The following is a 21,984-nucleotide window of genomic DNA, read 5'->3' on the forward strand; positions in this document are numbered from 1 at the left end:
CAAAAAAAGAAATAAGTGGGAAAGCTAAATTATTACAATTGGTAGATTATTACTGCTGTAATTTCCCGCAATAATCCGGGCGAAGTAAAAGCCAGATGCTGCATTAAATGTATGCTGAAACACATCTTGATTTTTCATTAACGAAATACGTTCTACTGCTATACCTTGCAAATTATAAATTACAAGCATTGCATTATTCAAATCTGAAGGCAATGAATAATCAATTGAAAAAGTGGATGCAGATACAGTAGGAAAAATATGTAGCTGAAATAAATCCGGTATCACAGAAATTGTTGCAGTAGCTGTGCAAGTTAATGATGCATTTAAAGTAATGGTTTCTGCACTTAATAATTCGATTCCTGAATAAATATTTGTAATACATCCCGGTTTAGAAATTCGAATATCATACACACCATCTTCGGCTGTTCCTGTTTTAAAATTTCCTACAAAATCAGTATAAGTATTATCGGAGGTTGTTAATATTTCAATGAGTGTACTGTTTAATAATGTACCATCTGCATCGTTCACCACACTACCTTCTAAATATGCAGCACGTTTGTAAGTGGGTTGCAAAATAAATAATCCCTCTTCAATATCGGATGCTAATAACAGTCCTGAATTTAAAAACGGATACGCACCCCAACAGCCATTAAAAAAACCTTGTGCCGGAAATGGTGATGTATCGTAATATCCTGTTTGAATAAGATTATCAGGTTTTGTTGCATCCACAATTGTAACTCCATCTCTATAATAAGAAGTGATTAAAAAATTATTTTTAAAATGCGTGTTATGCGGAATAACTCCCGAACCTGGAGAGGAACGATAGCGATCCACTTCTTTAATATCTGTAAAATCAGAAATATCATAAGCAGCTACATAAGCACCTGAAACTTCATCGGTAGTAAATACAAATTTACCATCATCACTTGGCCAAATATTATGTGTAAATGCAGAAGGTGTTGGATTGGTAGCTAAGACAATAGGATCCGATTTATCAGCAACATTTACAATACCAAATCTTCCCTCATATAATTCTGCCGTGTACATTGTATCTCCTCGTACGAAAACATCATGGCAATAGGTAACACTATATTCTCCTACACTATTTGGATTCCAGGGATCTGCATTTAAATCAACAAATACAACTCCACCTCCATTTAAATTTGAACCTATGACATATAAAAATCCTTGTTCATCAATCCAAAGATTATGTGAAGTTTTTAAATCATCTTGTTTGTAAAATTTTGAATCAACACTTGCAGGTAAATTCGCAAGATTTATTATCTGCACACCACTATCTGTTTCATTAGAAATATAGGCGTAACTATCCCAAGTTTTTATATCCCGCCAAATACTTTCAGGACCCTCAACAAATGCTACTTCAATTGGTGAAGATGGGTCGCTGATATCAACTATGGATGTACCGTTAAGTAAACCAATTAATGCATATTCATTTCCTAATGAATCTGTATATCCCCATATATCACTTGCACGCACATCGTATTGTATCTGTCCAAGATATTCCACATTATCCTGCGCAGAAAGCATCTGTAAAAAACTGTGAAAAATAAAAACAAAAAATGTAAACCGCACTTTAGTTTGTCTTAATAATATTAAAGCGAGCAACCGGTGCCTCATCCATAATTACTGTACAATTATAAACACCTGCTGCAAGTGATGAAACTTGTATTTGCGAATTATTTTCCACCTGAATATTTTCAGTTACAACAATTTTACCTTGCACATCCAGAATTTGAATCATACCATTTGAATAATTATTTTCTGTTTGAATATTTAAAGTAAAATAATCACTTACAGGATTTGGAAAAACTGTAATTGAAATCCCTTCTTCTAAATTTTCTATTGCACTTGGTTGCGAAACAGTAGCAGTAGCATTAGCAGAACAACCATTTGCATCAGTAACAGTAACTGTATAATCACCCACTGGCACATCGGTAATTGTTTCCGTTGTGCCTCCATTACTCCATACAATTGAATAAGGAGATGCACCACCACTTATCGCAACACTTGCTTCACCTGCACCAGATGAAACTGATAATGCAGGTGCTGCATATACAGTAATTAAATCTGTATAAGTAAGCACATCATTTCCTAAAACATTTGTTGCAATTAATGTTACATCATACACACCCGGTGTTGAATAAGTAATAACAGGATTTGCAATTGCGGATGTTGTTGGAGTTCCACCTGAAAAAAACCAATCCCATGAAGTAGCCAACTCACTCATATCTGTAAAAGAAACTGATTCACCGACACAAAGCTCTGTTGTATTTTGAGTGAAAGCAGCTACAGGCATAACTGTAATTGAATCAAACACAAAAAATTTATCAATTGCAACTTCCACTACATGACCTGTTGCAGAAAAATCTGAAGTAACAAATTTTGCATGCATGGTGGAAGTAGGTGTAATATAATCTGCTATTTTAAGTTCAACTTCATCCCAACTTGTTAATGTGGTAAGTCCACCTTCAATAATAATAGTAGAAGTTGTAGTTCCATTTGTCAATACAAGTTTCAAAGTATCATTTGGTGTACCTGTACCGCCATTATTAAACCACCAATAATCAAATCTTATAAATGCATTTGAATAATCCGTTAAATCAAATTCAGGTGTAATTAAAGTAACGGTGCCATCATCTACATCATCAGTTCCGGAACTACCACCACCATTACCTGTCATAAAACAATACAGACCAAAATCATCATTTATATCTGCATTCGTATTTGCATAACCGGCACCATAAGAAGTACCCTCAGGAATTCCTCTCACCCAATCACCACTGGATGCAGTAGATGTTTCTATCCAATCATTTTCAAAATAAAAATCATCGTAATAGCCTTTATTTAAAACGACAAGTAATGGATCTGTTCCATCAATATCTAAGTCTGAAGTTAATTTGGTTATATAGCCCCACTTGCCACTATAAATATTATAAGTATCATGAATAATTGAAGGTAAAGTAAAATTTCCATCGACATCAGTAACGGCTGAATAGGCAATCATATCACCTAGTAAATACACATCTGCGCCTTCAATTCCATCACCGGTATAAGCATCCACTACCTGACCTGTATAAGGAAAAGTAACAAAGGGAACAAGCTCTGCATTTAAAGTAGTAGTCACGCCATTCTCCAATGTTACCCCTGAAATAGAAAGCACTTCATAACCGGGTTTAAAAAATGAAACTGTATAAGTACCAGCTTCAGCAAGTCCCGTAATATAATCTCCTGATAAGTTAGTTGTAACTGCTGTTTCAGGGTCTGCTGTAATTTCAATCTCCACTCCAAATAAAGTAGCGGCAGTTGATGCATCTGTAACTGTTCCCTGAAGATGACATCCCAAAACATAAGTGGGTGATAAAATAAATAATCCTTCTTCAATATCAGTTACTGCAACTACACCCGATGGGAAATATGGATACACTCCCCATGCTCCATTAAAACCATCTCCACTAAAAGGAGAAGTATCATACCATGCTGTTTTTATCATGTAGTTCGGATTACTTACATCCGTAATAATTAAACCATCACGATACCATGCAGTAACAACATAATCATCTTTTGCCCATGCATAATGCGGAATTGAAGAAGTACCTGGAGTTGGACGAAACTCACTTAAATATTCTATATCTGTTAAATCAGAAACATCATAAGCACCTAATGAACCATTGGTAATTTCATCAGTACTAAATAAATAATTGCCGGCATCATTTAATACAACATTATGTGTAAATAATCCGGGAGTTGTTTGTGTTGCTAATAATATAGGCGAGTCTTTATCTGCAATATCCCATACTGAAAAGAATCCTTCATAAATATTCGATTCCCATAAGGTGTCGCCTCTTGCATAACCATGATGCACATACCAAGTATCTGTTGAGCCTACAAATGTGGGATTAAGGGGATCAACATTTGCATCAAGCATCACTGTTGCTCCACCATATAAATTAGATCCAAATAAATACACAATACCATTTTCATCTGCCCATACCTGATGTGTTGTTACTAGTCCAATTCCACCATCAGTAAAATTATAGGTACAAGTCCCGGGTAGTGAAGAAAGATCAATGCATAATAAGCCACCACTTGTTTCATTCACCACATAAGCATAATGATCCCATGTAGCAATTTGCCTCCAAGTACTATTTCCACCATCTATAAATTGTAACTCAACCGGTGAAGTTGGATCTGTAATATCCACTAAACTGGTTCCATCATAAGTACCTGCAATTACATATTCATCTCCATCGTCATTTGTCCATCCCCAAACGTTTGACATATTATCATCATAAGTGAGTTGACCAACAAAATCAACATTTAATTGCGCATTTGAAATTAAAGTAAAGCCCAAAAGAAATACAGAAAGTAGTAAGTGATTTTTCATTTATTGTATTGTTTAATCCAAACAAAGATAATATCTATCTTGTATAGAGCTACGGCATACTTTGGTAGGATGAAATACTTTAACACTAACCGGACAATATATTAGAATGATTGCCTGATCACATGAAAATATCAGTATCTGTATTGAAATAAAGGAATAAAGATTGTTGCAATCCTAATTTTTAACAGGGCAAGTACGTATTCCCAGAATTGCATATATCGGACAAAAACTCACAAAACTTGTAAGCACAAGCACTCCTGCTATTACAATTAAGACAATTCCCAGCGTACCGGTAATTACATGTGTAAAAAACAGAATTGCAATAATAGCGGCGAGTATTATGCGTATTATTTTATCGGCATTTCCAATATTCTTTTTCATAATTTATTTTTTTTTGAGAATAAAAATTAAAATCACTGTAAACAATTTAAACAAACAACTTTGTTAGTATGATAAAATGCTAATTGTGATTTGCAAATGTAGAATGGAATAAAAGTATGTTTAGTAACCAATGTTACATAGTTAATGTAATTTCAGGATGATTACTTTTTGCGATGCATTATTCTTTTTTGTTTGAACACTTCTTTTTCAGATAAATCAATTTTTTCTGTTGCAGTGGAGAATGCAACAGTGGATAACGCAGTTGCATATTTATCTAAAAAGCGAAGTAGTTCCTGATTATAAATTCTTCCTGTATCACGCAATGCCCAACCTAATCCTTTTTGAACCATATAGGTTTTATCATCTATCAAATTCAAAAATAATTTCTCTAATTCTTTCCAATTAAAAACATCAACAAAGGCTTTGCGTTCCCGCACCAGAGCTACTGCACTTTGTCGGCGCTTCCATAAAAGCTCAGAAGTATTCCATTCTTGAATTAGCGATTTATATTGTTTGGGAATTTTTATACCTGCAATACAAGATGCTTTGGCAAGATCATCAGAATGTGGCCAGCAATCCACTGTTTCCATCCAAGAATTAATAGTTTCCAATACTAAATTCGGATCGAGTTTTTTAGCATTCTTTATAATAAAAAATACCGATTGAAATCGCACTTCATATATCGTTGATTGTTTCCAAACGGCATAATAAATTTTTAATTTTTCTTCTAATGCTAAATTGGAAAAGCTAAAAGATTCTTGATATAACATACGTTGATCACCCATGCTTAATCCCAAAATCTGCAATTGCGTTCCAAAGTATTTTTCTAATTGCTTGTATTGAAAATCTGTTTGGTTGGTTTCCGCCAATTCAAGTAAAGCAATTTTTATTTCATCAATATATGCGTGTAATTGTTTTTCTTGCATGAAATAGTTTTTATAATTGATGAAAGAAATTTACATCACATCATTGCCGCAATATAAGTAACAAGTGCGCCTGCAATAATTGCTAAAAATTTATACAAGCTAATGCGATGCGACTTCCCTCCTGCTTCAAAAATTATAGTAGTGGAAATATGAATAAATGTTCCACTCACCATTGCAAGCAACCAATTGATACTATGTGATGCAGATTCATGTGTGAGAAAACTACCAAAAATCCCTCCCAATGGTGTCATGAAAATAAATACAATTAAAAGTGGAATTGCTGCACGTAAATCTTTAAATGAAAAAAATAATACCGTAGCCAATGCAAAGCTTTCTGGAATTTTATGCAACATCACCGCTAAAAATATTTGCCTTGTACTTTCTAAACCCATTTCAGTTGCGGCTAAAGGAATACCTTCTAAAAATGCATGCATACTTAATCCAAAAAAAACACCAAACACATAACTCTTACTGAATTGTTCGTGCAGATGTAAATGGCCATGTTCTATACCACGAGTAAATTGCACGATAATTAATTGCACAAAAAATCCGGCGAAAATAAATAATGGTATTGTGGTGCCGGTTGCATGTGCAAACACTTCAGGTAATAAATGAATTACTGTTACTCCCAGCAAGTAAGCACCCGTAAATGAAAGTAAAATATTCAATACCTCATTATTAGTTTGCTTGCGCATTAACCATGCAGCAACAGAACCCAAACCGGCAGCACTTATCAATAGAATTATATAAGTGAAATTCATAGTGTTTTATTTAACCAGTTTCTTTTTTTGAAAATGAAATGCATCGCAATTATATAAATTAAAAATCCGAGAAAAGAACCCAATAATGCGCCGCCAATTACATCTAAAGGATAATGTACACCAACATACACTTGTGCAAAGGAAATACTTGCTGCCCAAAAAATACCTACAATTATAAACCAATAACTTCTTCGCAAAAATAAAAGTCCAAACACAACTGCTAATCCAAAATGATTTGCGGCATGTGAGGAAGTAAAACTATAACTAGGACTGCAACCGATAATTAAATTCGCATGCTCTGCAATTTCCGGAATACTGCAAGGTCTTGGTCGAGCAAATAATGGCTTCATAATAAAACTACTTACCTGATCTGTTATCGTAACAGTAATTGCAATAGTAAGTATTACAAAAAACCCATTCCATTTAAATTTATAAATCAACCAAATAGCAAGCAGAATATATAATGGAATCCAATTTTCTTTAGTGCGGATAACTGGCATAATAACATCAAAAAAAGAATTCGACCAATCACTATTCACAGTGAGGTATAAATTACGATCAAATTGCTCTATGCCCGATGGAAATTGCAATGTTTCTGAATTTAAATTTTAGTTGCTAAAAGTGATTGTATAAATCTCGTAAAGTATTGAATTACTTTGCATGATACGGCAAAGATGAAAAATTTTATAGTATCTACACCTATCACATTTAAAGTAAGATAGAACTGAATTTGTATTTTTGCCGGCAAAACTATTTTTCGTTGACTTTAATTAAATCAATCTCAGGTATTCGTGGAACCATTGGCGGTGTAGCAAAAGAAAACCTGACTCCCCTAGATATTGTAAAATTTACAAGTGCTTATGGCACATGGCTTTTACAAACAAATTCAACTCCCATTGTGGTGGTAGGCAGAGATGCGAGAATTTCCGGCGAAATGGTGAATCGCATTGTATGCGGCACATTGCAATCACTGGGCATTTCTGTTGTAGATGTTGGATTATCCACTACTCCCACGGTAGAAATTGCAGTGCAAATGGAAGAAGCAGGTGGTGGCATTATTCTTACAGCCAGCCACAATCCCAAACAATGGAATGCACTAAAATTATTAAACAGCAAAGGTGAATTTTTAAATACCGAAGAAGCAGATACTGTTTTAAAAATTGCTGAAAAAGAAAATTTTGAATTTGCGCTTGTAGATAAATTAGGTGATTATCAAACCAAAGGATTTTATATTCAAAAACATATTGAAAAAATTCTTGAATTACCTTTAGTAGATATTGAAGCAATTAAAGAAAGAAATTTTAAAATTGTTATTGATTGTGTGAATTCCACCGGCGGCATTTCTGTTCCGGAATTATTAGTTGCTCTTGGCGTTACCGATACTGTTGAATTATTCTGTTCTCCTAACGGTCGGTTTCCGCACAATCCAGAACCATTACCTGAACATTTAAGTACAATTAGCAACGAAGTAAAATTTCAAAAAGCAGATTTAGGATTAGTGGTAGATCCGGATGTTGATCGCCTCGCAATTGTGTGTGAAGACGGTGAATTTTTTGGTGAAGAATATACATTAGTCGCAATTGCAGATTATGTGTTGCAACATAAAAAAGGAGCCACTGTTTCAAATCTTTCTTCTACACAAGCATTGCGTGATGTTTCGGAAAAGCATGGTGTTGTGCATGCGCAAAGTGCAGTTGGTGAAGTGAATGTGGTAAAAAAAATGAAGGAGTTGAATGCCGTAATTGGTGGCGAAGGAAATGGCGGAATTATATATCCTGATTTGCATTATGGCAGAGATGCTTTAGTGGGTATCGCATTGTTTTTAACGCATCTTGCAAAATTTGGTAAATCATGTTCGATGTTGAGAGCCCAGTATCCGAATTATTATATGGCTAAGAAAAAAATTGATTTGCCGGATAGTATAAATGTAAAAGCACTTCTAAAAAAAATAGAAGAGAAATATAAAAGTAATCCGCAAAATAAAGAAGACGGATTAAAAATATTTCTGGATAATGATTGGGTGCATTTGCGTGTATCTAATACAGAACCTATTATTCGTATTTATACAGAAAGTAATTCGCAAACTACTGCTGAAAACATCGCAATGAAATTAATGGAAGATATTAAGCAACTGATTAATTCCAAATAGTGAAAATTCATTTTAGAAAGACATCTTTAATTCATGAGAGTATATTTTGATAATGCAGCAACTACACCAATGGATTCGCAAGTGCTGCAAGCAATGTTGCCTTTTATGCAAACGCATTTTGGCAATCCTTCTGCCATTCATTCTTTTGGTAGAGAAACAAGAGCTGCAATAGAAAAAGCAAGAAAAACAATTGCAAAATTGTTGAATGTTTCACCCGGAGAAATATTTTTTACATCGGGTGGAACAGAAGCAGATAATATGGCAATTGCATGCAGTGTACGTGACCTTGGTGTTACAAGAATTATTTCTTCAGTTATTGAACACCATGCTGTAACACATACTGTTGAAATGATGAAACTGAGTTCGGGAGTACAAATAGAATTTGTTGATTTAATGCCAGATGGCAAAATAAATTATAATCATCTTGAACAATTACTAGCAGATAGTAATGAAAAAACTTTAGTGAGTTTAATGCATGCAAATAATGAAATTGGTGTCTTGTTAGATATTGAAAAAGTATCGGCATTATGCAATCAATACAATGCATATTTTCATAGTGATACCGTACAAACCATTGCACATTATAAATTAGATCTGCAAAAAATTCCAATACATTTCATCACTGCTGCTGCACATAAATTTCACGGCCCAAAAGGAATTGGTTTTATCTACATCAATAAAGAAGCGCAGATAAAACCAATGATTCAAGGAGGCGGACAAGAACGCAATATGCGGGCAGGAACTGAAAATTTATACGGTATTATCGGCATGGCAAAAGCAATTGAAATTGCATACGATGAATTGGAAGAAACCCATAGTTATATTCTTGGATTAAGAGATTATATGTTGCAACAATTGCAACAGGAAATCCCTGGAATTCTTCTCAACTCCGATCCGGAAGGATTATATACAGTGTTGAATGTAAACTTCCCTCCATCAGAAAAAAATGAGATGTTGTTATTTAATTTAGATATCAATGGAATTGCTGCAAGTGGAGGTAGCGCATGCAGTTCAGGAAGTAATGTCGGCTCACATGTGATTGCACAATTACATCGTGAAAAAAATTCTGCAGCAGTACGATTTTCATTTTCCAAATTCAATACAAAAGAAGAAGTGGATTATGTAATTGCAAAACTTAAAGAACTTGTTCCAATGAGTGTTGCTGCATCCTGATTTTTTTTATAATTGATTACAAAAGCAATCTTATCTTCCTATTCTAATTCACATTACCAATTATTGATTTAAATAGAATTTGTAACTTCCCCAACAAATTTTATAGCAATGACACATCGCAGAAAATTTTTCAAACAACTTGCAATTACTTCAAGCTTATTAGGATTTACTCAGATGGAAGCTTTTGCGGATAATAGTTTATTGCAGTCTGCATTACTGAATGCCGAAAATAAATCTATAGAATCAATTGCAGCAGATGAAGAATTCTGGATGATTATAAAAAATTCCTACACTGTTTCTACCAATCTTATTAATCTGAATAATGGTGGAGTAAGCCCTTCGCCAAGAGTAGTGCAAGAAGCTGTGGAACGGTATAATAAATTGAGCAATGAAGCCCCCAGTTATTATATGTGGCGCATATTGGATAAAGGTCGTGAAGGACTGCGCACTAAGCTTGCTGAATTAGCAGGATGTGATGCAGAAGAAATTGCAATCAACAGAAATACCACAGAAGGATTGAATAATATTATTAATGGAATTGATTTAAAAGCGGGTGATGAAGTGGTGTTGACAAGACAAGATTATCCCAACATGATAAATGCATGGAAGCAAAGAGAAAAACGACATGGCATTGTTTTAAAATGGGTTGAGTTAGAATTGCCAACTGAAGATGAAAATTATCTTGTAAATAAATATGCAGAACAATTTACCGATAAAACAAAAGTGGTTCAGATTAATCATATCATCAATTGGACAGGTCATATTAATCCGGTGAGAAAAATAGCAGATGTTGCACATGCAAAAGGTATTGATGTAATGATTGATGGCGCACATACATTTGGACATTTTGTTTTTAATATTCCCGATTTAGGTGGTGATTATTTTGCAACAAGTTTACATAAATGGTTATGTGCTCCATTCGGAAGTGGAATGCTTTGGATTAAAAAAGAAAAGATAAAAAACATCTGGCCACTGATGCCGGGTGATGATCCGCAAAGTGATAATATCCGCAAGTTTGAAAATCTGGGTACACGTTCTTTTGCAATTGAACAAGCAATTGGTCAGGCTATAGATTTTCATTTAATGATTGGCTCTGCAAGGAAAGAAGCAAGGTTGCGGTATTTAAAAGATTATTGGTTAACACAGGTAATTGATAATCCGAAACTCATTTCCAATACTTCACTAGATCCCAGATTTTCATGTGCTATTGCAAATGTGCGAATTGATGGAATGGAAGCCGGCACTATGGATAGTTATTTATTTACAAATAAAAACATTCATTGTGTAGGAATCAATTGGGAAAATATTCACGGTATTCGCATTGCACCAAATGTATATACTACTACAAGTGAATTGGATATTTTAGTAGATGGATTGAATGAGATGATGGAAGATTGATTTCCGATATTTATTTATTACCCTTCTTAAATTTGCAAACACAAACAAAAAAAAATGCATTTACCTATATTACAAAACGATTTAATCAAACTTATTCCCTTACAAGAAACTGATTTTGAAATATTATATGATGTTGCATCTGATCCTGCAATTTGGGAACAGCATCCCAATAAAAATAGATATGAACGTGATGTATTTAAAACATTTTTTGAAGGAGCAATTAAATCTCAAGGTGCTTATATTGTGTATGATATTGCAAATGGGAAAGCAATTGGTTCCACCCGATTTTATGATTATGATGTAAATAAAAAAACACTGTTGATAGGTTACTCTTTTTTAGCGAAAAATTGTTGGGGTAAAGGATATAATTCTGCTATGAAATCATTGATGCTTAACCATGCGTTTACATTTGTGGATACAGTGTATTTTCATGTTGGTGCAAGCAATATACGCTCACAAAAAGCTATGGAAAAATTGGGTGCAATAAAGACAAACGAAGAAGAGATTGCTTACTTCGGTGAACCCGTACGATTAAATTTTGTTTATGAAATGACAAAGCCCCGATGGAAAAAGCTAATCAGAAATTTATAATCAATTAACTTTATAACACATTTTAAAAATCAAAGAAAAATCAAAATCAAACTATGAGAAAAATTTCAATTCTATTCTGTGCCAGTGCATTTATGGTATTTACAATGGCAGCTTGCAGCAACTCTGCAAAAAAAGATGCTGATGAAGATAATAATATAGACACAACTGTAATTACCACTGACAGCGACGGAAACACAGAAATAACTACGGATGGTAATACCGTTAAAGAAGATGGTACTTCCACAAATGTAGAGGTAACGGATGAAGGTGTTAATATTGAGCACAAAGATGGCAGCAACACAAAAATTGACGTGAAAGTAAAAGACGGCGAAAAGAAAATTGATGTTACTAAAAAAGGCGGTGATAATTAATCACTCTCTTTAAAAATAAAAATCCCGTTGTAAAAAATTACAACGGGATTTTTTATAAATACGATTTCTAAAGATTACACATCCAGATTTGCATAGCGTGCATTCGCTTCAATAAATTCACGACGAGGAGGAACTTCATCTCCCATCAACATACTGAAAACTCTGTCTGCTTCTGCAGCACTATCAATTGTTACTCTGCGCAATGTTCTTGTTTCAGGATTCATAGTTGTTTCCCAAAGTTGTTCTGCGTTCATTTCACCCAAACCTTTGTAACGTTGAATACCTACAGATTCTTCTTTGCCACCTTTAGCTAATTCAATTACTGCGGCTTTACGTTGTTCTTCATTCCAGCAATATTTTTGCTCCTTCCCTTTCTTCACTAAATACAATGGAGGTGTCGCAATATAAATATATCCCTGCTCTACAAGTTCATACATTTTGCGGAAAAAGAAAGTGAGAATTAATGTAGTGATATGGCTGCCATCCACATCGGCATCCGTCATAATCACAATTTTATGATAGCGCAATTTTGTTGTATCCACCGATTTATCTTCTAAAGGCATTACACCCAATGCAGTGAAAATATTTTTTATTTCTTCGTTGTCGAAAATTCTAAAATCAAGTGCTTTCTCTACGTTTAATATTTTTCCACGCAATGGTAATATTGCCTGAAAGCCACGGTTACGACCTTGCTTTGCTGTGCCACCAGCAGAATCCCCTTCCACTAAAAACAACTCACATAATTTCGGATCTTTTTCTGAACAATCCGCCAATTTTCCCGGCAATCCTGAACCACTTAATGCACCTTTACGCTGAACCATTTCTCTTGCTTTGCGAGCGGCAGTTCTGGCTTGTGCTGCAACTATTACTTTATTAATAATTACTCTGGCCATTTTGGGATTTTCTTCCAGATAATTATTTAATGCTTCACCTGAAATTGTATCCACGATACCCATTACTTCCGAGTTACCAAGTTTGGTTTTTGTCTGACCTTCAAATTGAGGCTCGGGTACTTTAATAGAAATCAATGCCGTTAATCCTTCACGAAAATCATCACCGGTAACTTCTACTTTTATTTTCTCAAATAATTTTTGCTTATCACCATACGATTTAAATGTGCGAGTAAGTGCCCTGCGGAAACCTGCTACATGCGTTCCTCCTTCTATGGTATTAATATTATTTACGTAGCTATGAATATTCTCATTGTAAGAGTTATTGTATTGCAATGCAATTTCTACTATCACATTATCTCTCGTCCCTTCTGCATAAATAGGAAAAGGAAGAATGGAAACCCGACCCGCATCCAGATAAGTTACAAACTCTAACAAACCACCTTCAGAATAAAACTCCTTTCTAAGGAAGCTACCATCTTCTTCAGTTTGTCTTTCATCTACCAACTCCATTCGTATTCCTCGATTTAAATACGCCAGCTCACGAAGTCGTGCTGCTATTGTATCAAACTTATACTCAAGCACATTAAATATTGTAGCATCCGGCTTAAAAGTTACAATGGTTCCTGTAATATCTGTATCGCCGATTTCTTTTACTGGATAAAGAGGTTTGCCTTCGGAATATTCCTGCACAAATATTTTACCCAGACGATGCACTTCCACTTTAAATGCGATAGATAATGCATTCACACAAGAAACACCCACACCATGTAAACCACCGGAAACTTTGTAGGAATCTTTATCAAATTTTCCTCCGGCATGCAGCACGGTCATTACCACTTCTAATGCTGATCTCTTTTCTTTTTTATGAATCTCAGTTGGAATACCACGACCATCATCTTTCACGGTGATAGAATTGCCTTCATGAATAGTTACGTAAATATTTTTTGCATAACCTGCCAGTGCTTCATCAATGGAATTATCCACCACTTCATACACTAAATGATGCAGTCCTTTAAAACCGGTATCGCCGATGTACATGGCGGGCCGTTTTCTAACGGCTTCCAATCCTTCTAATACCTGAATATTTTCTGCTGTGTAATCGCCTTTATTAGCGATGGGTAAATTTGTTTCTTCTGTTTCTTGCATAGTTGGCGAAGATACTGAATCTACAAGACTTTTGGAAGAAAATTGCACACAATTACTGCACAATTTTCAATATTATTTTTATTGGATTAAATAAGGGTTTTTACTGCCTTATCTCAGATCGGATTTTTTAACAGTAATATAAAAATTCGGATCCGCAAAATGATTATTATCTACAGCATTTAAATCTGGGATAGGTAGTTTTTTAGGTACGATAGAAGGGACTAACCAGACGGGAGCATTTTTTACAAACACTTTCACAGGCATATCAAATCCGGGCACTACATTATTCCATTTATAAATTAACAAATCTCCTTTGCTAGTCTCAATGGTATTAAATTCTAATTCAGGAACCTGAATAGTTCTCAGGTATTGATCAAATACTTTAGATAAATCTCTGCCCATCCATTTGCTGATATAATTCTCAATCTCGGTTGAGGTAACTGTTTTATGATAGAAATCCGCATTCATACTGCGCAGCATATTGCGAAATTTTTCATCATTATCCATTACTTGTCGGATGGTATGCATCAACGCAGCACCTTTGGGATACATATCTCCCGAGCCTTCGCTGTTCACACCATAATCACCAATAACAGGTTGTTTATTCTCGATCCCTTTCATTAATCCCTGCATGTATGCATTTGCATCTTTTTTCCCATAGAAATATTCTGTAAATAATACTTCAGAATACGAAGTAATGCCTTCATGCACCCACATATCTGCAATATCTTTTGTAGTAATATTATTTGCAAACCATTCGTGTCCGGATTCATGCACTACAATATAATCCCACTTCATACCTGCATCACTTCCACTTAAATCATAACCGAGATATCCGTTTTTAAAATTATTGCCATAAGCAATTGCACTTTGATGCTCCATTCCCAAATGCGGTGCTTCTACCATTTTATATCCGTCCTCATAAAAAGGGTAAGGTCCAAACCAATATTCAAATGCTTCCAACATCCTTTGTACATCGAGCAAAACATGACTCTTCGCTTTATCCATATCATAACTTAAAAACCACAAATCAATATCTAGTGGTCCTTTTTCACCCTTATAAATTTCATTGTAGCGCACATAATCTCCGATATAAAAAACAAAATTGTAATTGTTGATCGGATTAACTACACGCCATGTATAAGTTACTGTTCCATCCTCATTTAAATTACGGGATTCAAATTTTCCATTGGAAATCCCCACCAAATCTTTAGGAATGGTAATATGCATTCTTGCACTGTCTGGTTCATCTGCTTGCTGGTCTTTATTCGGATACCAAACACTGGCTCCCAAACCCTGACAAGCAACACTCACCCAAGGTTTTCCATTGGCATCTGTTTTAAAAATAAATCCACCATCCCAAGGCGGATTTTTTGCAACTGGTGGCGCACCATTAAATTCCATTTCAATAACAGCATCTGTTCCTGCTTCAAATGGAGTTTTAAAATGAAGTATATATACATTGCCATCTTGCTTAAACGGCACTTTCTTTCCTTCAAAAGTGATTGCTGTAATTTCCATTGGCTTCATTAAATCAATCTGCATTTTATCACCCGCTTCAATGACATGAAACGCCATCGTGTTTACACCTGAAACACTTTTCTTTTCCAAATCGAATTTCAAATCCAGATCATAATGCGTTACATCCCACCATGCCCTTTCAGGTGTTATAGTTCCACGCAAAGTATCTGCATGTGTGTAGGTATTTTTTTCGTCAAATAATTGTCCGAAAGTATTGACTGTAAGCAGCATTGCTGCAATTACAGTGAATAAAAATGATTTAGGTAAAAACATAGGCAAACTTAAAAAGTAAAGTTGTTAAAATTATTTAGGGTAATGTTAGATTTTTTAAATGAATGGATAAAACGTTGCTTTATCAACAATATTTGTGGCAAAATTTTTGAAAGCCCAGCACGTTCATTTTTAACTTTAACCGCAAATAAATAGAATTATGATGAAAAGAATGTTGCTTTTATGCTTAATATCAATTCCTGTGTTATTGCATGCCCAATCAAAAAATGCCGATGTTTCAGGTTTACCTCCTTTTGAAATAGATGAAGAAACCAAGATGGTTATATTTTCCGAAGTGGTAAATGTTGATGGAGTTCCCCAGGATAGTCTCTATGATTTAGGAATTGAGTGGATTCGCAAATACTATAAAAATTCTACCACTGTAATGCAGGTACAAGATAAGCCGGGTGGTATATTAGAAGGTCGCCATAGTTTTTATGTAATGCGTGAAATAAATGGTCAGGAAACAAAAGGTGATTTGATAAAGTATTCTTTTAAACTTCAGTTTAAAGATGAAAGATATAAATATGTAATAACAAAAATCAATGTACAGAAAGCAGCCTATTACGGCATTGAGAATTGGATTAACGACGATGAAAAATCATCCGACTATGAAATTCAAACATATCTGGAACAGATTTATGTATTCTTTACTGAGGAATTTATTCCTGCAATGGAAGCCGCTATTCAACCTGCAAAGGTGAAAGTGGAAGAAGAATGGTAATATCAAAAAACTAAATTTCTAAAAGGTCTCTTGAAAAAGAGGCCTTTTTTTTTAAAATGATTTTAATCACCCAAAATCCTGATGCTTATCATGGCATATATAGGATAATAAGGCTTTTTTTGAATTTCTATTTTTAATATAAATGGTTTGCAGCCAGAAAGGAGAAATAACAAGTGACAAAGGCTAATGAAGTTTCGTGGAAAAACCAGACTATGGGAACAAATGCAATTGGTATAAAACAAATATTCTGTCCAACTGATTTTTCAGATCAATCCGCAGAAGCTATTCGCATGGCATATAGAATTGCAGAAAAAACCAAAGCTTCTATTGTGGTATTCCATGCATTTAAAATTCCCTTTGTGGATGAGTATATGCCGAGCACTATGGTGGACAATCTGATGAAGGAAAATGAATTGAAGGCAAATAAGGATCTCCAAACATTTTTAAAAACACAAAAGCTCGAGCATATTAAAATTACAACAGAAGCAAAAATGGGTTTCACTGCAGAAACAATTGCCGATGGTGCTGAAGAAGCAAATGCAGATTTAATAGTGATGAGTACTCAGGGTTGTAATAGTGTAGAGGACCGTATGTTTGGAACAGTAACCTGGAATACAATCCGCCATTCTCATATTCCTGTTTTAGTAATCCCACAAGATGCAGATATTCCCGACGGTAGCAATATTATTTTTCCCTTCGAATGTATTGAAGAAGATGTGGATGTCTTAAGGCAATGCTTATTATTCAGCAGCTTATTTAATAGTAAAGTATATGCCATTCATTTTATGCAGGATGGTACTGTAGGAAATAAGTCTATCGTAAATAAAATTAATACAACATTCAGGAAAGAGATTGCTGATGGTGATTTGAATTTAAATTTTGTAGTTGATAAAAATATTACTGAAGCAATTACCCGCTTTGCAGATACACATTCGGCCGGTGCCATTGTTATGATAACTCATCACATGGGATTTATGGCTACCATCTTTCACATGAGCACTACCCGGCATATTGCACTATATAATAATATTCCACTGCTGGCCTTTAATGCAGAACAATAAAAGCAAACCTATCACCTGCTTGCTACTATCATAAACGCATTTGAACCAAAGCGAAATATTTTTGTATTTTAGTGAAAGTTTACTCAACTAATATGGCTGTAAAAAATAAATTTACCGTTCCTGATTGCGAACAATGCAAAAGTTACAACGACTCCCTATTTCATTTTTGTCATACGCATGAATCAGCTACAATTAATGAAAATAAAACCTCGGCTATTTATAAAAAAGGGCAGGTTATTTTTCATGAAGGTGCAAATTCCTATGGATTATATTGCTTGAATTCTGGTAAGGTGAAATTATTTAAAATGGCCCCTGATGGTAAAGAACAAATTTTAAAAATTGTAGCTCCCGGAGATTTTTTAGGATATGGTGCTTTATTGGCCGCCACACCTTACAGAGTTACTGCTGAAGTAATGGAAGATGCCATCATTTGTTTTATACCAAAAGATTTAATCACTCAATTGTTTAAAGAAAATGCTCGCTTTAGTGAGGGCATGGTTAAAATGCTCACCAAAACATTGGATGATACAGTTGAAAAAATGACGCATATCGCTTACAAACCAGTACGTGGCAGAATAGCAGAAGCATTACTTATTCTAAAAGAAACTTATAAAACAGCAGATAATCCCGATGGTGTAATTAATATTACACGTGAAGATCTTGCATCTTATGTTGGTACTGTAAAAGAAACAGCTATCCGTGTTCTTAAAGATTTGAAAGAAGAAGGATTAGTAACTACCGATAATCACGCAATAAAAATTGTGAATGCACAAGGCCTCACCCGAGTGTGCGAACTCTACGATTAATTCCTTTTTTTTCTTTTAATGAATTACCAAGGACGACCATAACCCGGCATGAATGGCCAAGGGATAGCTACCAAAATTATTATCAATGCAATTAGATACCAGACAAACTGATTTTTATTTGCGGTAATTGCTGAGGTTGCTTTCTTGGCTTTAATATATCCCACATGAATTAATATAATTGCAATGAACATTAACACAGCGTGTTCCATAATAAAAAATCGGTTAGTACTATCACCCATTAATTCTTTAAATCGTTGCAATTTAAAGTTGGTTCTTACATCAATAAACACATAAAATAAAATAGCACCTATAAGTAATTGAATATCCGCAAAAATCATTGTAAATAATCCGGCTTTTTTTGTAATCCCGGCATAAGGTGCGCCGCTTTTACGTCCTTTATAAGCAAAATAAATAGCAGCGATAAGTGCAATGAGAATTAAATAGCGCACCAAAGAATGCGTATGCATTAAACCCACATACATTCCATGAGGAATAGGGAATTTCGGTATTGCACCATTTAATAATAGATTCGGTAATAGTGATAGGATAAGTGTGTTCATAATGGTTAGGTGTTTTTATTTCTTCAATAAGTTTTTGAATTCCTCTTTTTTGGAATCAAACATTTTTTGTTGTTCAGGGGTAAGCACAGAATGTATATTTTGCATCAGTGATTGCCTGGCAGTTTTCATAGCCTCTTTATCACCTTCTTCTTTATTTTGTTTACGCTCTTGCATAAATGTGCGTAAAGCTGTCTCAATGGAAGAAGCCTGCGTATCATTGATACCCAATTGTGCTTTTAATGCATTGATAAATGCAGTAGCTCTCTCAGCTCCGCCACCTTTTGAATTTCCACCTAAGCGGGAAAAAATATTTGCCATTGTAAATGAATTTTAAATGTTAGTGTTATAAAGATAGTTTAGAAAATGTAAAGGAAAAAATAAAAGGGCAACTTAAATTGAATAAGTTGCCCTTAATAAATTATAAAAAATTAAAATCTTCCTCGTAGTGAAATAAATATATTTCTTCCAGGTGCTGAAATTCCGGAAGCAAATACTCTATAATTTAAATCTAAAATATTTTCACAACCGACTTGAATTTGTAAATAGTCAGTAACTGCATAGGCTGCTTTTAAATTCAATGTAAACCATGAAGGCATTCCATCCACTGTTGCCGAACTCAGGTTATCCTCTCCCCCGGTTGTATTATAATCTTCTATTCTTTTCCAAGAGTTATACATGCTGTAAAATTCAGCACGGAATTTAGAAACCTGCAAGTTCAAAGATGTTTTACCATACACCGGTGGAATATGATCCAATGGAATTGGTGTAGTATCTGTTTCTATTCTTCCGTAGGTATAATTAATATAGCTGCTTAAAGATAGATAGTCTGTAATATTAATATCTATACCTGCATTAAATCCATAGATAAATGCTTTACCAAAATTTGTTGAAGTTAATACCTCACTTAATTGACCATCATACATTATTGAATCCTGTCCATTAAAAGTACTTGGAGCAGTGGTAAAATAATTGCGGTAAATTGTATAAAATCCTGTTACTTCCAACTCCACTAAATCACCAAACTCTTTTGCAATTTGCAAATCAGTATTGTAAGTATATTCCGGTTTTAAATTCGGATTTGGAACAACTACAATTCCGGGTTCGCTATCAAATACTTTTGCCAGATCATCCACATTCGGTGCTTTAAATCCGGTGGATCCCAAAATCGCAATTTTCCAATCATCCGCAGGCAAATATGTCAACCCGATACTTCCTGTAAGAGCACTATTATTTTGTGTGATATCTGAATAAGGAAACGGATAAAAAGTAGTATCAATAAATGATGCATTGAGGTTTGTAATATTAAAACGCAACCCATCATGCAGAATCAATTTATTGTCTGCAAATGCAAGGGAATGATTTGCATATACTGCATACATATTCATCGTGGAACCACCATCGGGATAGCGGGTACTTGCCGGAGAAACTTCATCAGTAAAAACATCTGTTGAAGTACCTTCAGATTGCACATCATTAAAATATCCCTCCAAACCATAATGCAATTTATTACTGCCGATATTCTTCATAAAGTCAGCAGTTAAACCTATTACACCCACATTTTCTGTACGACTTGTTAATGCTTTTTTTCCAAAACCTCTATCATTTCTGCTTTCTACAATATGCTGGTAACTTGCAATAATATGCATGTCATCATAAATCTTAGTGGCTTTTGTATTTGAAAATTGATATGAAGCCATAAATCTTGTTTGAGGTCCGTAATACCACTCTGCACTTTTTAAAGTATTTGGTCCACTACCTGCCACTGTTAAGCGATCATATCTAGGTACATCAGTAGAATTTGAGAATTGCAAATTGAGTAAATGCGAAGTATTCTCATTTGGTTGATACAAGATTTTTTCTAAAATATCATATTGCGAATATCCACTTGCTACCTGCTTTGTTGAATCCGGATTTACAATAATTGTATCTACACCATTAATGGTTTCCTGATAAATTGGTCGGAATCCAAAGCTGCCGTATTTATTATCCTTATTAGGAGTTCCTCCTGCATGCAAATCATCAAAATTTGAATAGGTAACAGATGTTAATGATGCAATATTTTTACCTGCAAGATTTAAATCAAAGTGTGCTGTTTTATCACTTGCCGCAGTACCATAACGAGCAGATACATTTCCACTTGCCATCGAATTTCCATCAGTAAGCAGTGTTGGATTTTTTGATCTGAAATGTATAACACCACCTAATGCATCACTACCATACACAACAGAAGAAGGACCGTAAGCAATTTCGATATTATCCAACATTGCCTGATCCATTGTAACACTATTTTGTAAATGCCCTGCTCTGTAAATTGCATTGTTCATACGCACACCATCCACAACTAATAAAATTCTGCTTGCTTCAAAACCTCGCAGCATCGGACTACCTCCGCCAAACTGACTTTTTGCACTAACACTTCACCTGTATTTTGCAAAACATCTGCAGTTGACATTGCATTTTGAAAAGCAATTTCAGAGCTGGATATTACATTTATTTGTTGTGCTAATGTGCGCAAGCTATCCGGAAATCTACTACCTGAAACTACTACCGGATTTAAGTCATACGTTTTCTGAAGCATCTCTATTTTAGCGCCATCAGAAATAGTGCTTTTCAGTATAGATGTAGTTTCATAACCCATCTTATTAAACACTATCATTTCCACTTTTGCAGTACTAATATTTGCCATACCATTTAAGCCTGTAATAGCAATGATTTCATTGTCCGACATCACCGCAACATCTGCTAAAGGATTGTGTGTGGATTTATCAATTAATTGCACAGATTGTGCAATCAGGTATAAGGGCATAAAGCCCACTATCATGAATATAATTTTTTTCATTTTGTAAAT

At 34.6% G+C, this 21,984-nt stretch carries 20 protein-coding genes; 8 read left to right on the forward strand and 12 right to left on the reverse strand.

What is annotated here, in order from left to right; translation table 11 throughout:
* Positions 1-24: 24 nt before the first annotated feature.
* The 6 genes from IPN31_13375 to IPN31_13400 all read right to left on the reverse strand — a co-directional run bounded on the left by IPN31_13375 (position 25) and on the right by IPN31_13400 (position 7,063).
* Positions 25-1,548 carry a choice-of-anchor B family protein gene (locus IPN31_13375; GenBank protein MBK8682866.1) on the reverse strand — a complete coding sequence of 508 codons (1,524 nt, stop codon included), beginning with the start codon at positions 1,546-1,548 and terminating at the stop codon, positions 25-27.
* A 46-nt stretch (positions 1,549-1,594) separates the two neighbouring features.
* Positions 1,595-4,405 carry a choice-of-anchor B family protein gene (locus IPN31_13380; GenBank protein ID MBK8682867.1) on the reverse strand — a complete coding sequence of 937 codons (2,811 nt, stop codon included), beginning with the start codon at positions 4,403-4,405 and terminating at the stop codon, positions 1,595-1,597.
* 174 nt (positions 4,406-4,579) lie between these two features.
* Positions 4,580-4,786: a DUF2892 domain-containing protein gene (locus IPN31_13385; GenBank protein ID MBK8682868.1), complete on the reverse strand. Its 207-nt coding sequence runs from the start codon at positions 4,784-4,786 to the stop codon at positions 4,580-4,582.
* A 161-nt stretch (positions 4,787-4,947) separates the two neighbouring features.
* Positions 4,948-5,712 (reverse strand): DNA alkylation repair protein, encoded by a 765-nt coding sequence (locus tag IPN31_13390; protein ID MBK8682869.1) that lies wholly within the window; start codon positions 5,710-5,712, stop codon positions 4,948-4,950.
* A 35-nt stretch (positions 5,713-5,747) separates the two neighbouring features.
* The gene (locus tag IPN31_13395) at positions 5,748-6,473 is read right to left on the reverse strand and encodes a ZIP family metal transporter (protein MBK8682870.1); all 726 of its coding nucleotides are present in this window, start codon (positions 6,471-6,473) and stop codon (positions 5,748-5,750) included.
* Complete coding sequence (locus IPN31_13400; protein ID MBK8682871.1) at positions 6,470-7,063, reverse strand: phosphatase PAP2 family protein; 594 nt, start codon at positions 7,061-7,063, stop codon at positions 6,470-6,472. Before IPN31_13400 ends, IPN31_13395 begins: the two co-directional genes overlap by 4 nt.
* Positions 7,064-7,233: 170 nt before the next feature.
* Between IPN31_13400 and glmM the strand changes: the two genes are divergently transcribed.
* The 5 genes from glmM (at position 7,234) to IPN31_13425 (ending at position 12,155) form a co-directional block, all read left to right on the forward strand.
* On the forward strand, positions 7,234-8,622 hold the full coding sequence (glmM, locus tag IPN31_13405) for a phosphoglucosamine mutase (GenBank protein MBK8682872.1): 1,389 nt from the start codon (positions 7,234-7,236) through the stop codon (positions 8,620-8,622).
* Positions 8,623-8,655: 33 nt separating this feature from the next.
* The gene (locus IPN31_13410; protein ID MBK8682873.1) at positions 8,656-9,795 is read left to right on the forward strand and encodes a cysteine desulfurase; all 1,140 of its coding nucleotides are present in this window, start codon (positions 8,656-8,658) and stop codon (positions 9,793-9,795) included.
* A gap of 108 nt (positions 9,796-9,903) precedes the next feature.
* Complete coding sequence (locus IPN31_13415) at positions 9,904-11,193, forward strand: aminotransferase class V-fold PLP-dependent enzyme (protein MBK8682874.1); 1,290 nt, start codon at positions 9,904-9,906, stop codon at positions 11,191-11,193.
* A gap of 54 nt (positions 11,194-11,247) precedes the next feature.
* Positions 11,248-11,784: a GNAT family N-acetyltransferase gene (locus tag IPN31_13420; GenBank protein MBK8682875.1), complete on the forward strand. Its 537-nt coding sequence runs from the start codon at positions 11,248-11,250 to the stop codon at positions 11,782-11,784.
* A gap of 53 nt (positions 11,785-11,837) precedes the next feature.
* On the forward strand, positions 11,838-12,155 hold the full coding sequence (locus IPN31_13425) for a hypothetical protein (protein MBK8682876.1): 318 nt from the start codon (positions 11,838-11,840) through the stop codon (positions 12,153-12,155).
* Between the two features lie 74 nt (positions 12,156-12,229).
* On the opposite strand, the gene gyrB is transcribed toward IPN31_13425, so the two are convergent.
* Entirely contained in the window at positions 12,230-14,194 is a 1,965-nt protein-coding gene (gene gyrB / locus IPN31_13430; GenBank protein ID MBK8682877.1) for a DNA topoisomerase (ATP-hydrolyzing) subunit B, read from the reverse strand.
* Positions 14,195-14,302: 108 nt separating this feature from the next.
* Positions 14,303-15,988 carry a M1 family metallopeptidase gene (locus IPN31_13435; GenBank protein MBK8682878.1) on the reverse strand — a complete coding sequence of 562 codons (1,686 nt, stop codon included), beginning with the start codon at positions 15,986-15,988 and terminating at the stop codon, positions 14,303-14,305.
* A 157-nt stretch (positions 15,989-16,145) separates the two neighbouring features.
* Here IPN31_13435 and IPN31_13440 point away from each other — a divergent pair, with 157 nt between their 5' ends.
* The 3 genes from IPN31_13440 (at position 16,146) to IPN31_13450 (ending at position 18,576) form a co-directional block, all read left to right on the forward strand.
* Positions 16,146-16,709, forward strand: coding sequence for a DUF4468 domain-containing protein (locus IPN31_13440; GenBank protein MBK8682879.1), 564 nt, complete (start codon positions 16,146-16,148; stop codon positions 16,707-16,709).
* Positions 16,710-16,921: 212 nt separating this feature from the next.
* Positions 16,922-17,770, forward strand: coding sequence for a universal stress protein (locus IPN31_13445; GenBank protein ID MBK8682880.1), 849 nt, complete (start codon positions 16,922-16,924; stop codon positions 17,768-17,770).
* A 92-nt stretch (positions 17,771-17,862) separates the two neighbouring features.
* Positions 17,863-18,576, forward strand: a complete 714-nt coding sequence (locus tag IPN31_13450; protein ID MBK8682881.1) for a Crp/Fnr family transcriptional regulator — start codon at positions 17,863-17,865, stop codon at positions 18,574-18,576.
* A 23-nt stretch (positions 18,577-18,599) separates the two neighbouring features.
* On the opposite strand, the gene IPN31_13455 is transcribed toward IPN31_13450, so the two are convergent.
* The 4 genes from IPN31_13455 to IPN31_13470 all read right to left on the reverse strand — a co-directional run bounded on the left by IPN31_13455 (position 18,600) and on the right by IPN31_13470 (position 21,975).
* Positions 18,600-19,136 (reverse strand): cytochrome B, encoded by a 537-nt coding sequence (locus IPN31_13455; protein ID MBK8682882.1) that lies wholly within the window; start codon positions 19,134-19,136, stop codon positions 18,600-18,602.
* Between the two features lie 15 nt (positions 19,137-19,151).
* Positions 19,152-19,454 (reverse strand): hypothetical protein, encoded by a 303-nt coding sequence (locus IPN31_13460; GenBank protein ID MBK8682883.1) that lies wholly within the window; start codon positions 19,452-19,454, stop codon positions 19,152-19,154.
* Positions 19,455-19,564: 110 nt separating this feature from the next.
* Entirely contained in the window at positions 19,565-21,514 is a 1,950-nt protein-coding gene (locus tag IPN31_13465) for a TonB-dependent receptor (protein ID MBK8682884.1), read from the reverse strand.
* Positions 21,478-21,975: a hypothetical protein gene (locus tag IPN31_13470; protein ID MBK8682885.1), complete on the reverse strand. Its 498-nt coding sequence runs from the start codon at positions 21,973-21,975 to the stop codon at positions 21,478-21,480. The genes IPN31_13465 and IPN31_13470 overlap by 37 nt, the downstream gene beginning before the upstream one ends.
* Positions 21,976-21,984: the final 9 nt, after the last annotated feature.

It is taken from the genome of Bacteroidota bacterium, assembly GCA_016715425.1.
In the GTDB taxonomy this organism is placed as follows: Bacteria; Bacteroidota; Bacteroidia; order Chitinophagales; family BACL12; genus JADKAC01.

What these genes read in the sequence shown, in the direction of transcription:
- IPN31_13375 (MBK8682866.1), bottom strand. Translation starts at nt 1,548, where the DNA reads ATGCTTTCTGCGCAGGATAATGTGGAATATCTTGGACAGATACAATAC.
- IPN31_13380 (MBK8682867.1), bottom strand. Translation starts at nt 4,405, where the DNA reads ATGAAAAATCACTTACTACTTTCTGTATTTCTTTTGGGCTTTACTTTA.
- IPN31_13385 (MBK8682868.1), bottom strand. Translation starts at nt 4,786, where the DNA reads ATGAAAAAGAATATTGGAAATGCCGATAAAATAATACGCATAATACTC.
- IPN31_13390 (MBK8682869.1), bottom strand. Translation starts at nt 5,712, where the DNA reads ATGCAAGAAAAACAATTACACGCATATATTGATGAAATAAAAATTGCT.
- IPN31_13395 (MBK8682870.1), bottom strand. Translation starts at nt 6,473, where the DNA reads ATGAATTTCACTTATATAATTCTATTGATAAGTGCTGCCGGTTTGGGT.
- IPN31_13410 (MBK8682873.1), top strand. Translation starts at nt 8,656, where the DNA reads ATGAGAGTATATTTTGATAATGCAGCAACTACACCAATGGATTCGCAA.
- IPN31_13415 (MBK8682874.1), top strand. Translation starts at nt 9,904, where the DNA reads ATGACACATCGCAGAAAATTTTTCAAACAACTTGCAATTACTTCAAGC.
- IPN31_13420 (MBK8682875.1), top strand. Translation starts at nt 11,248, where the DNA reads ATGCATTTACCTATATTACAAAACGATTTAATCAAACTTATTCCCTTA.
- IPN31_13425 (MBK8682876.1), top strand. Translation starts at nt 11,838, where the DNA reads ATGAGAAAAATTTCAATTCTATTCTGTGCCAGTGCATTTATGGTATTT.
- gyrB (MBK8682877.1), bottom strand. Translation starts at nt 14,194, where the DNA reads ATGCAAGAAACAGAAGAAACAAATTTACCCATCGCTAATAAAGGCGAT.
- IPN31_13435 (MBK8682878.1), bottom strand. Translation starts at nt 15,988, where the DNA reads ATGTTTTTACCTAAATCATTTTTATTCACTGTAATTGCAGCAATGCTG.
- IPN31_13440 (MBK8682879.1), top strand. Translation starts at nt 16,146, where the DNA reads ATGATGAAAAGAATGTTGCTTTTATGCTTAATATCAATTCCTGTGTTA.
- IPN31_13445 (MBK8682880.1), top strand. Translation starts at nt 16,922, where the DNA reads ATGGGAACAAATGCAATTGGTATAAAACAAATATTCTGTCCAACTGAT.
- IPN31_13450 (MBK8682881.1), top strand. Translation starts at nt 17,863, where the DNA reads ATGGCTGTAAAAAATAAATTTACCGTTCCTGATTGCGAACAATGCAAA.
- IPN31_13455 (MBK8682882.1), bottom strand. Translation starts at nt 19,136, where the DNA reads ATGAACACACTTATCCTATCACTATTACCGAATCTATTATTAAATGGT.
- IPN31_13460 (MBK8682883.1), bottom strand. Translation starts at nt 19,454, where the DNA reads ATGGCAAATATTTTTTCCCGCTTAGGTGGAAATTCAAAAGGTGGCGGA.
- IPN31_13465 (MBK8682884.1), bottom strand. Translation starts at nt 21,514, where the DNA reads ATGCTGCGAGGTTTTGAAGCAAGCAGAATTTTATTAGTTGTGGATGGT.
- IPN31_13470 (MBK8682885.1), bottom strand. Translation starts at nt 21,975, where the DNA reads ATGAAAAAAATTATATTCATGATAGTGGGCTTTATGCCCTTATACCTG.